The organism is Allohoeflea poritis (assembly GCF_027889715.1).
In the GTDB taxonomy this organism is placed as follows: Bacteria; Pseudomonadota; Alphaproteobacteria; order Rhizobiales; family Rhizobiaceae; genus Hoeflea_A; species Hoeflea_A poritis.
The window spans coordinates 59,864-73,810 of the sequence record NZ_JAPJZH010000008.1 but is presented as its reverse complement, the minus strand read 5'-3'; the positions used below and the strand labels follow the sequence as shown (position 1 = coordinate 73,810).

The window sequence follows — 13,947 nt, the reverse complement described above, 5'->3', positions numbered from 1 at the left end:
GTGATTCACGGGTGACGGTGCATGTCTGAGGAAACGATTGCGATTGAGGATCTGAACGCGGAGCAGGCGGCGCGCGAGCTGGCGCGACTGGCGGCGGAAATCGGCGACCATGACCGGCGTTATCACACCGAGGACGCGCCGGTTGTGTCCGATGCGGAATATGACGCGCTCAAACGGCGCAACCTGGCGATCGAGGCCCGGTTCCCGGACCTGAAGCGCGCCGATTCGCCCAGCGACCGGGTCGGCGGCGGTATATTGGAGAAATTCGAGAAGGTGACCCACAGGGTCGCCATGCTGTCCCTCGACAATGCGTTTTCCGAGGAGGACGTGCGCGACTTCGTCGAGCGTGTGCGCCGCTTTCTCAAGCTCGATACCCAGGCGCCGCTGGCCTTCACCGCCGAACCCAAGATTGACGGCCTGTCGCTGGCGCTGCGCTACGAGGAAGGAAAGCTCGTCACGGCAGCGACACGCGGTGACGGCGCGGTGGGCGAGAATGTCACCGCGAATGCGAAGACGATTTCGGACATTCCGCATGTGCTGAGCGGAACGGTTCCGGAAGTGATCGAGGTGCGCGGCGAGGTCTATATGACCAAGTCCGATTTTGCCGAGCTCAACCGGCGCCAGGAGGCGGAAGGCAAGCAGACTTATGTCAATCCGCGCAATACGGCGGCCGGTTCCCTGCGCCAGCTCGATACGTCGATCACGGCAAGCCGGCCGCTGAAGTTCTTTGCCTATGCCTGGGGCGATACGAGCGGCCTACCGGCCGATACGCAGCTTGGCGTTGTTGAGTGCTTTGCCGCGTGGGGCTTTGTAGTCAATCCGCTGATGAAGCGGTTCGAAACGGTCGAGGGGCTGCTTGAGCAATACCGCCTGATCGAATCGGAGCGTGCCGAACTTGCCTATGACATTGACGGCGTCGTCTACAAGGTCGACGACCTTTCCCTGCAGCAGCGCCTCGGCTTCGTGTCGCGCAGCCCGCGCTGGGCGATCGCACACAAATTCCCGGCCGAGAAGGCCACGACGGTGCTGAAGGATATCGAGATCCAGGTGGGCCGCACCGGGGCGCTCAGCCCTGTGGCGCGGCTTGAGCCGGTCACCGTCGGCGGAGTGGTCGTTTCCAACGCGACCCTGCACAATGAGGATTATATCGCCGGTATCGGCAGCGACGGCCAGCCGATCCGCGAGGGCAGGGATCTGCGCATCGGCGACACGGTGACGATCTACCGCGCCGGCGACGTCATCCCGAAGGTCATGGATGTGGATCTGTCACGGCGTCCCAAGGACAGCGCGCAGTATGTGTTTCCGGAAACGTGTCCGGCCTGCGGAAGCCCCGCCACGCGGGAAGTGAATGAAAAGACGGGACGGATGGATTCCGTGCGCCGCTGTACGGGCAGCCTCATCTGCCCGGCGCAGGCGGTGGAGAAGCTGAAACATTTCGTATCGCGCAATGCCTTTGACATTGACGGCTTCGGGGCCAAGCAGGCGGAGGCTTTCTACAACGCTGAGCTGGTCAAGAATCCGGCCGAGATCTTCACGCTTCAGACGCGCGACGAGGCATCCCTGACGAGGCTGAAGAACCGGGACGGCTGGGGCGAACAGAGCGCGGCCAATCTTTTCGACGCCATCGAGGCGCGCCGCGAGATCGACCTTCACCGCTTCATCTATGCACTCGGCATACGCCATGTCGGTGAAGGCAATGCCAAGATCCTCGCCCGCGTCTACCATTCGGCGCGCGGTTTCGTGGATGCCATGGAAGCTGCAGGCGACCATGAAAGCGAGGCATGGAACGATCTCGTCAATATCGATGGCATCGGACCGATCGTCGCCCAGGCGCTGGCGGAGTTCTTTGCCGAACCGCACAATGCGGCGATTGTCGAGCAGCTTCTTGAAGAGGTTCAGCCCCTGGATGCGGAGCAGGTGGCAACCGACACGGCATTTTCCGGCAAGACAATCGTGTTCACCGGCTCGCTCGAACGCATGTCCCGTGACGAAGCCAAGGCAATGGCCGAGCGTCTCGGCGCGAAAACCGCGGGATCGGTGTCGAAGAAAACGGATCTCGTGGTTGCAGGACCCGGCGCCGGTTCGAAGCTGAAGAAGGCCTCCGAACTCGGTATCGAAGTCATCGATGAAGACGAATGGTTCACCCGGATCGGGGAATGATCAGTTTAATTGAACAAACGATCAGTTTTATTTGCGTGACGGGTCAGTAAGGCTGACCTATTTTGCCCGAAGCCGCTGCGCTCGCTTGCGGCTAAAGCTGCTCCAGCCCATCGACGGACGAGGTTTTCCATGTTTCTGAAGTTCGATGCCGAATTTCGCCAGGGCATGCGTGACTCCGTGCCGGTTGTCCTCGGGGCTGCGCCGTTCGGCCTTCTGTTCGGCACGCTTGCCGTCGAAAACGGCATGGAGATCCACCAGGCCGTGCTGATGAGCGCGACGATCTATGCCGGTGCCAGCCAGATGGTCGGCATCGACCTTTTCGGAACATCGGTCGCGCCGTGGATCATCGTTTTGTCGATCTTTGCTGTCAATTTCCGTCACATCCTCTACTCGGCTTCGCTGGGGCCGAAGATCGCCCATTTTACATTCTTCCAGAAGGCGGTGGCGTTCTTCGCATTGATCGATCCGCAATTTGCCGAGGCCGAGCAGCGACACGAGCGTGGCTTCAGGATCAGCTTCAACTGGTATATGGGCGTCGTGATTCCAATCTATATCGCCTGGGTGAGCGAGGCCGCGCTCGGCGCCTATTTCGGCCGCTTCATCACGAACCCTTACGCGTTCGGTCTCGATTTCATGCTGCCGATCTATTTCCTGGTCCTCGTCATGGGGTTCCGCAAGCGCCGCAATTGGCTTCCGGTTGTCGTCGTGAGCGGCATTGCTTCCGTGTTCGCATATTTCACCATCGGCTCGCCCTGGCACATCAGTATCGGCGCGGTGGCCGGCGTTATGCTCGCGGCGTTGATCGCGGGCGGCGACGCGCAGTCCGATACGGTCGAAGCCGATCCGGAGCGCGTGTGACATGTTCGGCATTTCCGACATAAGCTGGATCATCATCTTCGGCGCGCTGGCCACCTATGCCACGCGGGTCGGCGGGCACCTCGTGCTCTCGCGTTTCGAACGCATCCCGCGCCGGGTGAGCGCGGCGCTTGACGCTGTGCCGGCAGCCGTCCTTTCGACGCTGGTCGCGCCGGCGGCGGTTTCAAACGGTCCGGCGGAGGTCATAACGCTCATTATCGCGGCCATCGCGGCGCTGCGTTTCAATCTGATCGTCGTTCTGCTGATCGGCGCGGCGGCGATTATTTCGCTGCGTGCGGCCGGTCTTGGCTGATCGGAGCTGTCATCGCGGCCAGCCAGTCCCTGTCCTCCTGCGCGCCGACGAGCGGCGCCAGCACGTCGCGGACACGGTTGTGATAGCCGTTGAGCCAGGCAAGCTCGTCCGGACTGAGAAGATCCGCGACGACCAGCCGCCGGTCGATCGGGCACAGCGTCAGCGTTTCGAAGCCGAGCATCGGGTTGTCACCGCCCTCGATGGGTGCGGCTTCATTCACGGCGACAAGGTTCTCAATACGGATACCGAAGGCACCCTCGTGATAATAGCCGGGCTCGTTGGACAGGATCATACCGGGTTTCAACTCCTGCAGGCCGCGACGGGAAATGCTCTGCGGACCCTCATGAACGGAGAGATAGGAGCCGACACCATGGCCGGTTCCGTGGGCGTAGTCCGCCCCCGCCTTCCAAAGCGCCATGCGGGCGATGGCATCGATATCGATGCCGCGCGTGCCCTCCGGGAAGCGCATCAGGGTGAGGGCGATCATGCCTTTCAGGACCAGCGTGAAAAACCGTTTCTCGTCATTGCCCACCGGTCCGACCGGAACCGTCCGGGTTATGTCCGTCGTGCCGTCGCGGTACTGGCCGCCGGAATCGACGAGATAGATCTCGCCCCTATTGAGGGTCCGGTTTGTGTCGGTGTTGACCCGGTAGTGGATGACCGCCCCGTTCGGGCCGGCTCCGGAGATGGTGTCGAATGAAATGTCGAGCAGCGGCATCTGCAGGCGCTCGCCGGTTGCGCGGCGGGCTTCCTCGAGATTGCGCACAGCGCTGATTTCGTCCACCGTTCCCGGTTGTTGCCGGTCGAGCCATGCGAGAAACGAGACCATCGCGGCGCCATCGCGCTCATGGGCGGTTCGGCTGCCCGCCAGTTCAACAGCGTTCTTTTGTGCGCGTGGCAGGCGTGCGGGATCGGCCTCTTCAACCAATGTGCCGCCGGCCTCGGTGATCAGCGCTGCAACCCTGGCCGGTGCCAGATTGGGATCGAGCATGACTTTCGCGCCTTCCTTGCCGATCGCGGCAAGCGCCGTCTCGAAATCGCCGGGCGCTTGAAGCCCGGTCAGATCGGCGAGGTATTCAGCGGCCTCCTTGCCGAGCTTGCGGTCATCCAGGAACAGCCGGCTTTTGCCGTCTGAACCGATGATGGCGAAAGCCAGCGGATGGGGCGTGTGGGGGACATCACTGCCGCGAATATTGAAAAGCCAGGCAATCGATGAGGGATCGGTGATGACGCAGGTGTCGGCGGCCGCCTCCTTTACGGCTTCTGCCAGCTGCGCAAGCTTTTCCCGGGCCGGTTGCCCGGCATAACTGTCCGGCTGCATCGACACCGATCCCACGGGTTCGTCCGGCCGGTCATGCCAGATGGCGTCAACCGGATTGCTTTCCAGGCGCACCAACGTGCCGTTGATCTTTCTCGCGGCCTTTTCGAGCACGCGAGCCTCGGCCAGCGTGTGAAGCCAGGGATCGATGCCGATACGGAGGCCCTGTGGTGCGTTCTTTTCGAGCCAAATGCGCGGCGGGTTCTTGATCAGGTCCTCGGGCGTGAACAGGTCGAGGTCGACTTCCTGCCGGACCTGGGTCGCATAGCGGCCGTCGACGAAGACGTGAGCGCTGTCGCGCAGAACCAGCGCGACGCCCGCGGAACCGGTGAAACCCGTCAGCCATGCCAGGCGCGCTTCGCTTTCGGGGACATATTCACCCTGAAACCGGTCGGACCGGGGCACGAGCAGCGCATCGATGCCCGCCTCGTCAAAGCACGTGCGCAGGCGCTCCAGCCGTTCTGAGGAGGCGGCGGCCGTCGCCGTGACGTCAAAACTCTGGAACATGGACAATCCTCGTGTTTTCAGGACGCGGTTAGCGGATGCAGCAAACTCTTCGCATATGCAGCAAATGCAGGGCTACCATGCGCAAAACCACCTAACAGTTCGCCCGGCAGCGGCGTATATATAGCGCCAACAGCACATTGGAAAACAAGATTTAAGAGGAACTTTCCCATGTCCAAGTCGTTTTTCCGCAACGCTTTCGACCGTGTCGCAGCCGCGCGCGAAAAAGAGGCACGCCGCTATGTCAATGGTGCGCTGCTGTCGCTCGACGATGCCACACTCAAGTCTCTTGGCCACAGCCGGGAAGAGCTGATGCGGTCCGCCAAGACGCCGTTTCCCTTCTAAGGCTTTCCGGCACGACATTTCCTTTACCGGGCACAATACCGGTTTGCTGCGGCGCCCTCAGGGCGCCGTTTTGTTTTGCAAGTTCCGCAAAATTCCGTTCATCGCAGCCATGCCCTTCAAGCACGGCTGATCTGCGCTTTCATGTCTGACGCTGCCACAATCGGAACCCAAATCGGATTCGAGCAAGAAATGAAGTCAGAATTGAAAGGACAATCCGATGACACGTTCCGTATTCAGAAAGGCCTATGACCGTGTGATCGCCGCGCGTGAAGAAAAAGCGCGGGGCCTGATTCGCGGATATCTGAGCACCCAGGACGATGCCACGCTGCAGTCGCTGGGTATCAGCCGAAAGGACCTTGAAGGGAAAACCCGCTCGACGTTCGAATTCTGAACGGCGGGTTCCAGCCGGTGCCCGGACAGGGTCCGGCGTGAAGCGGCGCTCAAACGGGCGCCGTTTTGTTCTGCGCCGTCAGCGGCCGAGATGCAGGGTAACCCAGCCATCGCGCCAGAGCGTCTTGCGGTGGTAGAGTCCCTGGACATTGTAGGCCGCCAGCACCTTGCGGCGCTGCTCCGACAGAATGCCCGAAAGTATGACCTGTCCGCCGGCAGCGAGGTTGCGGCTGAGGGAAGGGGCCATCCCCATGAGCGGCCTTGCGAGAATATTGGCGACGATCAGGTCGAAGGGGCCGTGTCGCGCAAAAATGCCGGAATGGAAACCGGCGGCGGTGGCCCAGCCTATCCGCGATCCGCAGCCGTTTTTTCTGGCGTTTTGCCTCGCGACCGCGATGGCGACAGGGTCTATGTCGGTTGCAAGGATCGAGGCGGGCATGAGCTTCGCAAGGCCAATGGCCAGCACGCCGCTGCCCGTTCCAAGGTCAAGCACGTGCCTGAAGCGGCGCTGCCGGGCCACAGCGCCGATCATTTCCAGGCACCCTTCCGTCGTGCCATGATGGCCGGTGCCGAAAGCGCGGCCCGCATCGATCTCGATGCAAAGATCGCCGGGTCGGACCTTGTCGCGGTCATGGGAGCCATGCACAAGAAAACGGCCGGCCCGCACGGGCTGAAGCCCTTCGAGGGCGTGCGCGACCCAATCGATGTCGGGAAGATGTTCCGTCTCGATGGGCGCATCCGGAATTGCGGGTTTCAGGCAATCCTGTATCGAACGAACCAGCGCCTCCTGCTCCGCTGTCGGTGCATAGAGCGAGGCCTCCCATCGGTCGTTTGCTTCATCGACCTCCATCGTCGCGATCGGGTAGCCCGCATCCTCGAACCGTTCGCTAAGCAGTTCGAGCGCCGTGGCGCATTCGGCCTGGCTCGCGGTGATGAAGAGGCGGATCTGTTTCATTGTCTGCTATCGCTTGCAGCCACGCCACGCGCCTTCGGCGTCAGGCGGGTTGCCGGGACCGCTCAGCCCTCAATAAGGTTTTCGAGCTTCTTGATGGCGATATCGCTGTTCTCGCCATAGGCAATGGTGCTCTTGAAGCGGCCGCCATCGCCCAAAAGGAATATGGAGGCGAAGTGATCCATCGTGTAGTCGTCGTCCCCGGACTCCTGGTCGATCGGAACCCTCTTGAAATAGACATTGAAGCCTTTCGCCATGGCCCGGACTTTTTCCGGCTCTCCGGTAATGCCGACAACGCGCTTGGTCACATTGGAGATGTACTGACCCAGGATATCATGCGTATCGCGCTCCGGATCGACCGTCACGAAATAGGCATTGATCCGGTCGCCGTCCGGATCGACCGCTTGCAGCCAGCCGTCCATTTCGAAGAGTGTCGTCGGGCAGACCTCCGGGCAATGCGTAAACCCGAAAAAGAGGGCGGTCGGCTTGTCCTGAAAGGCCGCCTCGGTAATCGGTGCGCCGGTCTGATCGACAAGTTGAAAGGCCACACCGTAGGGATTTTCCGCCAGTGCCGTGTCCGAACGCGACCATTCGAAGGCTAGCCAGGCAAAGGCCGCACCGAGAATCGCGATAAGGACGATCAGGACGGTTCTGACGGCTGCCATGGGTGTCTCCGCTTGCGAATATGGGGCGTGTTCGCGCTGGTTCCGATCAGTTCTAGAGACCTCGGGCGGTGAAGTCACCGGGCCAATTTGACACATGACAAAATGTGATCGTCGCCCGTTTGGCGGTCAGAAGCACCAGGCCAGGCCCACAGATGCATAGGTGAGAAAAATCTCCGCGCCATGATTGAGCCAGCCGGCAAAGGCCATGCCGGTGGCCAGCGCAGCGAAAAGGACCGCGATACCGGTCAGGATCAGCCTGTTCGTGCTCATGGTCGCCATGTTCATGATACCCATTATAGTGCGCATTCCATGGGCGTCCAAGCCGCAAGGCCGAGGCAGCACGGAGCGGCCAAGTTGGGGCGCAGAAGCTATATCCTACTGGCAGGTCAACCCGGGCCGTGTGCTACATGCCTTCGACGGTTCCCTCGCGCCTCGGATCCGCGCCGCCTGTAAGACCGTCCGGCGCAATGACAATGGCATGCAGGCCGGAATTCAGATCGCGGATATTGACCTTGTAGCCCAGTTCCTCCAACGGGCCTGCCAGTTTCTCGGCCTCGGTTCCCTTCTCGACATCGAAGCTTCCGAAGCGGTTGACCAGGTGCGGCATGTTGATGGCCGCCTGTACGTCCAGTCCCCAGTCGATATGGGCGATAATGGCCTTGGCGACGTAGCCGATGATGCGGCTGCCGCCGGGCGATCCGATCGCCATATAGGGCTGGCCGTCCTTCATGATGATGGTCGGGGACATGGATGAGCGCGGCCTCTTGCCGGGCTCCACACGATTGGCGATGGGAACGCCGTTGCGGTGCGTGCGGAAGGAAAAATCGGTGAGTTCGTTGTTGAGCAGGAAACCGCCGGTCTTCAGGCGCGATCCGAAGCCGTTCTCGATCGTCGTGGTCATCGAGACAACATTGCCGTCGGCATCGACAATGGAAAAATGACTGGTGGAGGGCAGTTCGATGCTCTCGTCATCGGCCCACAGCCGTGCATGGTCCCAGGGCGGAGCGCCGGGCCGGACCGCATCCGGCTGCAGCACCGCTCCGGGCTCGATCAGGCGCGCGCGCTCGTCGAGATAGGCGCGGTCGAGCAGGCCACGCGTCGGCATCGGCACGAAGTCGCTGTCGGCCATGTAACGCCCACGATCGGCGAATGCGAGGCGTGACGCATCCCCGATGAGGCGCCAGGTATCGGGATCGGACGGGCTTTGGGCCGCCATGTCAAAAGGCTCCAGAATGCCCAGGATCTGCCCGACCGTCAGCGCGCCGGAGGAGGGCGGTCCCATGCCGCAGACATTGTAGCCGCGGTACGGCAGACAGACCGGCTCCCGTTCCTTGATCTCATATGCGGCGAGGTCTTGCAGTGCCAGGACGCCGGGATTGTCAGGATTGCCGTTGCGCACCGTTTCAACGATGGCATCGGCTATCGGACCTCGATAGAACGCATCGGCACCTTCGGCGGCAATCAGCCTGAGCGTCTGCGCGTAAGCCGGGTTCGTCAGCACATGGCCGACGGGGTGCGGCTTTCCGTCCGCACCCAGGAAATACAGGCGGGTCTCCTCATGCACACCAAGCCGCTCGGCGTCCGCCGACAGCATGGCGAACAGGCGCTCGGACACTTCGAAACCGTTCTGCGCCAGGTCAATGGCCGGCTGTATGAGGTCCGGCCAGGGCAGTTTTCCGTGAATCTTGTGCGTCTCATGGAGCAGTTTCAATGTTCCGGGCGTTCCGACCGAGCGCCCGCCGACGACGGCATCGAAGAACTTGAGCGGTTCTCCATTGGCGTCCAGGAAGAGGGTCGGCGTTGCCGATCTCGGTGCCGTCTCGCGCCCGTCATAGGTGGTCAGTCGGCCTTCTGCACTGTCGAAATAAACAAGGAACGCGCCGCCGCCGATGCCTGAGGATTGCGGCTCGACAAGGCCGAGCACGAACTGCACGGCAACCATCGCGTCGATGGCGTTTCCACCCGCAGCCAGAACATCCCTGCCGGCCCTTGTCGCATGTGGATTGGCGCTTGCGACCATGAAGCTTCCGGTACTGACAGCCTGGCGGTCGGAAATGCCAGTTGCGATTTCCGGAGCAACACTGTCGGCTGCCTGCTGGCCGTGGGCCCATCCGGCAATGACAAGCGCGCTTGAGAACAGGGCTGTCCCTAGTGCATTTCTGATTGCGGGTTTCATGGGCTCCTCCTTTGCCGTTGCCAAGCGCCTGGCCAAACTACAAACTATGGAGCGCAGCTTATGGGTCGTCCAGCCCGACCGCGTACTTCGGCTCGTTGATCGGTAAAAGTTGATCGGTGTTATCAATCCGTCCGCTAGACCTCGCAATCGGGTTCCATGGGTTCCTATATGAGGCCAAAGGAAGAACGGGAGTTTTCAATGCGGTATCTGATTTTATGCGCAAGTGCGGTTTTTGCACTGGCGGCAGCTGGAATGAACCCGGCCCAGGCCGAACAGGTCGGGGAAGTCGGCGTCGACTGGCTTGGCAACGACATTATCGTCGATGCGGTCGAGGATCCGGGGGTTTTGGGCGTGACCTGCCATGTCGCCTATTTCGAGCGCGGGGTGATCGACCGGCTGCAGAAGGGCAACTGGTTCGAGGACCCGTCCAACTCCTCAATCGCCTGCCGCCAGACCGGTCCGGTGGTTATCGGCGATATCGAGCTGGACGAGGGCGGCGAGGAAATCTTCAAGCAGAGGCGCTCGATCGTCTGGAAGAAACTGGTCATCAAGCGTATCTACGACAAGAAGAACGACACACTGATTTATCTGTCGCATTCGCGCCAGGTCCAGGATGGATCGGCGAAGATGTCGCTGTCCACAGTGCCGCTTTACGGACAGAATGTGACCTGGACCCAAGGCAAGCCCTAAGCCTAATTTCGCTCTAATTCCGGACCTCGTCCCTGCCGAAATGTCGTGCAAGCGCTTTATGCGCCGCCTCGTCTCCGCACAGGATCAGCGTATCGCCCGGCCTGAGGGTCTTCACATCGGCGGCGGCCGTCGTCTGCCAGGAGCCGGCGGGGCGGATGGCGAGCAGGGTCTCGCCTTCCAGATCCAGCCGGTCGGTCGGTATCTCGGGTCCGAAATATTCGTGCTCGGCAATGCTGAGATCCTTGCCGATCTGCAAGATGCGGTGATAGCCGTCCTTGCCGAGCGATGTGGTGCGCAACAGGACATGGCCGATCAGCGCGCACATGCCGCGGTCGAGGCTCTTGTTGCTCAGCACCAGGAAGGTCACTGCGATGGTGGCGGCCAGGATCGCCGCCTGTATCGCGATATGCTGGGTATCCGGCCCGGTCCGGACAAAGGCGACGATGAAGGTCGAGGCGATGGAAATCAGTCCGAGATTGCCGAGCACCATCAGCACGACCACGATGCGGCGGCGGATCGGATAATTGGCGATCATCTCGGCTTCATGGGTGGTGAAACCGGTTCCGGTCAGGGCCGAGACGCACTGGAATCGGGCGATGTTTTCCGGCAATCCCGTCAGCCGCATGGCGACGGCGCCGATCCTGACCAGCGAGACGGACAGGGCCAGAAGGATGGCGATCGTGAGCGCTGCCGCCATAAGATCAGGCCCCCAGCTTCTCGCGGCCGAGCGCGAATGCCCCTTCGATGAAATCGGCGAGGCCGCCTTCCTTGTCGTCCAGGGTCAGGATTTCGGTGGCTGTCGCGACAGCGCCGACGAAACCTTCCTTATGCCAGTGTCCCGGAGCAGGTAGAGGCGGCAGGTTTCCGGTCGCAAGGTGCGGCCAGGGATTGATGTAGAAATAGGGCTCGCCATAGGCCTTGTCGCCGGGCGACATGCCGACACCGATGCCGCGGGCGTTCTCTCCACCCTCCTCGTCGAGACCGACATAGGTGGCGATATCGAAATGATGCGGCCAGCAATAGACAGGGCTCGGTCCGGGTATAATGGCGGCATGCTTCGATGCGAAGTTCAGCAATTGCCGGCTGGCGAGATCGTACCAGCGGCCGAGTGCCAGCAGGCCGGCTTCAAGTCCGTCGGTCCTGAATTCGGTTACGGCAACGACATCCTTCGGAAGCTTGAAGGGATGTTTGACGCTGGAAGCCGCATTCAGCCCATGTTCCGTCAGGCCCTCATCGAGCCAGGCAATGCAGGCCGCCTCCGATACGTCATCCAGCTCAAGCGTATCGATTGCCTCGCCGCCCCGGACCAGCCGCATGGAAAGCGGCGACAGCGGAATGCGGATGATGATCGGACCGTCGGAACTGGGAATCGGATTCGTCTCGAAGGCGCCGCTCGCCGCATTCCAGTGCAAGGCGGTATGGCTGTAATCGGGCCTGGCTTTCAGATTGGCCAGTGCCGCAAGAGCGGCGATCTGGGCAGCATTGTGGGCCACGCTGCGGGCGTCGGCGATCGAGCCGGGTGCGGTCTGGGCAAGCAGATCGGCGGCTGAAGTCATTGAATATCTCCCAAAATATCGAATTCTTTACAGGCAATCAGACCAGTTCGGGATCGGTCATGATCTCGACAAGCGATGGGCCCTTGTGATCAAGCGCCTCGGATATGGCCTTTTCAAGGGCCTCGGTTTCGGTGACGCGCGTGCCGTGGCCGCCGCACAGGCGGGCAAAGGCGGCAAAGGACGGGTTGCTGAGCTGCGTTTCCCAGACCGGCCAGTGTCCGGCCTGTTGTTCCTTGGAAATCTTGCCGAGCTGACCGTTGTTGAGAAGGATATGGGTGATGTCCATCCCGTATTTGACCGCGGTGGTGAATTCCATCGCATATTGGCCGAAGCCGCCGTCACCGGAAATCGAGACCACCTTGCGGCCCTCGAACGCTTCGAGGTCCCGCGTGGCGGCCCATGCCCCGATGGCGGCGGGCAGACCGAAGCCTATGGAACCAAGATAGCCGGACATCAGCACCCGCTGGCCGCAGGTTTCGAAATAGCGCCCGAAGGAATAGGTATTGTTGCCGACATCGACGGCGATAATCGCGTCCGCCGGGCACAATTTCGTCAGCGCATCGAACACCGCGAAGGAATGGATGCCGTTGTCTTTCTCTTCGGCGAGACGCGACTGCTTCTCGGTTCGCCAGATCGCCCACCGCTCCGCGAGTTCGGAAATCTGGTCTTCCGCATCCGGCGACTTTTCGGCCGTCTGCGCCATGATCTTGCAGAATTCACCGATCTCGCCCCACACGGGCAGGGTGACCCGGTGAAACTTGCCGAGCTGCATGCGTTCGAAATCCACCTGGATGATGCGTTTGGACGGCTCGATGCCGGTGTGGTTTGAGAACGAGGTTCCGAGCGTGATCACGAGGTCGGAGGTGGCGACGAACCAGCTTGCGATCGGCGTGCCGGAACGGCCGAGGACGCCGGCGGCGTTGGGGTGCGTGTCGGCGATCAGACCCTTTGCCTTGAACGTTGTCAGCACCGGTGCGCCGAGTTTCTCGGCGAAGGCGATCACCGCGTCGCGGACGTGCACGGCACCGTGCCCCATGATGATGATCGGCCGCTTCGCGGCATTGATCATTTCCGCCGCAGCCTCGACATCGGCGTCCGACGGCTTGATCGCCGTGTCGCCGAGACGGCCCTTGGGGCCGCGCGGCTTGGCCTTGCTGGGCTGGGTTTGCACATCGTCCGGGAAGATCAGATGGGCGACGTCGCGCTCAACAATGGCGTTCTTGCAGGCAAGCGACATGAGCTCCGTGTGCTTTGAGGTGGAAAGCACCGTCTGCGAAAACCGGGAAACGGCGTCGAATGCGGATTTCAGGTCGATGTCCTGGAAGGCGCCGGGTCCGAAGACCTGGGTCTGCACCTGGCCGGTCAGCGCCAGCACCGGCGCCCGGTCGACCTTGGCGTCCCACATGCCGGTCAGCAGGTTGGTCGCACCGGGGCCTGCGATGGTGATACAGGCGGCCGGCTGCCCGGTGAGCTTTCCGTAGGCGGAGGCGGCGAAGGCGGCGGCGCCCTCGTGGCGAATGCCGTAATAGCTCAGCTTGCCGTCGCGGGCCGCGATACGGATGGAGTCGGCAAGCCCTAGATTGGAATGGCCGACCATGCCGAAGACGCTGCGCACGCCCCAATTGATCATGGTCTCGGTCATTGCATCGGTGACGGTGCGCGCGCGCTCCGGCTCAGGCTCCAGGCCGATGAAGACCTCGTCGTCGCGGATTTCGACCGGATAGGTTTTCTGTCCCGTATCCTTGTGGCCGCCGGGCGGCGCGCCGGTCAGCGGATCGAAATCCCAGCCGTGCCAGGGGCAGCGGATCCAGCACTTGCCTTCGACACCTTGTTCAATGGATCCCTCGCCGAGCGGGCCGCCCTGGTGCGGACAGTGATTGTCCATGGCCGCCCATTGCCCCTCGAAATGCGAAAGGCACAGCGATACATCGCGTGCCGTCACGGTCTTGACCCGCCCCTCGGGCAGATCGTCGGCGTGTCCAACGTTAATCCATTCCAGATTGTCGGCTGTCATGTGTGGCTC

Annotated in this window: 14 protein-coding genes; 6 read left to right on the top strand and 8 right to left on the bottom strand. The window is 61.8% G+C overall.

The genetic code is table 11. The features are described from left to right. The first annotated feature begins 21 nt into the window (after positions 1-21). The 3 genes from ligA (at position 22) to OOZ53_RS13985 (ending at position 3,328) form a co-directional block, all read left to right on the top strand. A complete protein-coding gene (ligA, locus tag OOZ53_RS13995; RefSeq protein WP_271090228.1) occupies positions 22-2,160 on the top strand; it encodes an NAD-dependent DNA ligase LigA in 2,139 nt (712 codons plus the stop codon). Positions 2,161-2,289: 129 nt separating this feature from the next. Further along, positions 2,290-3,018 (top strand): AzlC family ABC transporter permease, encoded by a 729-nt coding sequence (locus OOZ53_RS13990; protein ID WP_271090227.1) that lies wholly within the window; start codon positions 2,290-2,292, stop codon positions 3,016-3,018. A gap of 10 nt (positions 3,019-3,028) precedes the next feature. Then, positions 3,029-3,328 carry an AzlD family protein gene (locus OOZ53_RS13985; RefSeq protein WP_271090424.1) on the top strand — a complete coding sequence of 100 codons (300 nt, stop codon included), beginning with the start codon at positions 3,029-3,031 and terminating at the stop codon, positions 3,326-3,328. Here the strand turns inward: OOZ53_RS13985 and OOZ53_RS13980 are convergent. Further along, positions 3,297-5,153, bottom strand: coding sequence for an aminopeptidase P family protein (locus tag OOZ53_RS13980; protein WP_271090226.1), 1,857 nt, complete (start codon positions 5,151-5,153; stop codon positions 3,297-3,299). The two genes, OOZ53_RS13985 and OOZ53_RS13980, sit on opposite strands and share 32 nt — an antisense overlap. Positions 5,154-5,321: 168 nt before the next feature. Between OOZ53_RS13980 and OOZ53_RS13975 the strand changes: the two genes are divergently transcribed. Further along, complete coding sequence (locus OOZ53_RS13975) at positions 5,322-5,495, top strand: hypothetical protein (protein WP_271090225.1); 174 nt, start codon at positions 5,322-5,324, stop codon at positions 5,493-5,495. A gap of 217 nt (positions 5,496-5,712) precedes the next feature. After that, positions 5,713-5,886: a hypothetical protein gene (locus OOZ53_RS13970; RefSeq protein ID WP_271090224.1), complete on the top strand. Its 174-nt coding sequence runs from the start codon at positions 5,713-5,715 to the stop codon at positions 5,884-5,886. A gap of 78 nt (positions 5,887-5,964) precedes the next feature. Here the strand turns inward: OOZ53_RS13970 and OOZ53_RS13965 are convergent, their stop codons facing one another. The 4 genes from OOZ53_RS13965 to ggt form a co-directional block, all read right to left on the bottom strand. Beyond that, the gene (locus tag OOZ53_RS13965; RefSeq protein WP_271090223.1) at positions 5,965-6,840 is read right to left on the bottom strand and encodes a 50S ribosomal protein L11 methyltransferase; all 876 of its coding nucleotides are present in this window, start codon (positions 6,838-6,840) and stop codon (positions 5,965-5,967) included. Positions 6,841-6,902: 62 nt separating this feature from the next. Then, a complete protein-coding gene (locus OOZ53_RS13960) occupies positions 6,903-7,502 on the bottom strand; it encodes an SCO family protein (RefSeq protein WP_271090222.1) in 600 nt (199 codons plus the stop codon). Between the two features lie 126 nt (positions 7,503-7,628). Further along, positions 7,629-7,796, bottom strand: coding sequence for a hypothetical protein (locus OOZ53_RS13955; RefSeq protein ID WP_271090221.1), 168 nt, complete (start codon positions 7,794-7,796; stop codon positions 7,629-7,631). Between the two features lie 109 nt (positions 7,797-7,905). Next, the gene (gene ggt / locus OOZ53_RS13950; RefSeq protein WP_271090220.1) at positions 7,906-9,678 is read right to left on the bottom strand and encodes a gamma-glutamyltransferase; all 1,773 of its coding nucleotides are present in this window, start codon (positions 9,676-9,678) and stop codon (positions 7,906-7,908) included. Positions 9,679-9,930: 252 nt separating this feature from the next. Here ggt and OOZ53_RS13945 point away from each other — a divergent pair, with 252 nt between their 5' ends. Further along, positions 9,931-10,368 (top strand): CreA family protein, encoded by a 438-nt coding sequence (locus tag OOZ53_RS13945; protein WP_271090219.1) that lies wholly within the window; start codon positions 9,931-9,933, stop codon positions 10,366-10,368. 13 nt (positions 10,369-10,381) lie between these two features. On the opposite strand, the gene OOZ53_RS13940 is transcribed toward OOZ53_RS13945, so the two are convergent. From OOZ53_RS13940 to OOZ53_RS13930, 3 genes are read right to left on the bottom strand one after another with little or no spacing between them, the layout of a single operon-like run. Then, positions 10,382-11,065, bottom strand: coding sequence for a hypothetical protein (locus OOZ53_RS13940; RefSeq protein ID WP_271090218.1), 684 nt, complete (start codon positions 11,063-11,065; stop codon positions 10,382-10,384). Positions 11,066-11,069: 4 nt separating this feature from the next. Continuing rightward, positions 11,070-11,924 carry a hypothetical protein gene (locus OOZ53_RS13935; RefSeq protein ID WP_271090217.1) on the bottom strand — a complete coding sequence of 285 codons (855 nt, stop codon included), beginning with the start codon at positions 11,922-11,924 and terminating at the stop codon, positions 11,070-11,072. A 37-nt stretch (positions 11,925-11,961) separates the two neighbouring features. Further along, positions 11,962-13,938 (bottom strand): thiamine pyrophosphate-dependent enzyme, encoded by a 1,977-nt coding sequence (locus OOZ53_RS13930; RefSeq protein ID WP_271090216.1) that lies wholly within the window; start codon positions 13,936-13,938, stop codon positions 11,962-11,964. Positions 13,939-13,947 lie beyond the last annotated feature (9 nt).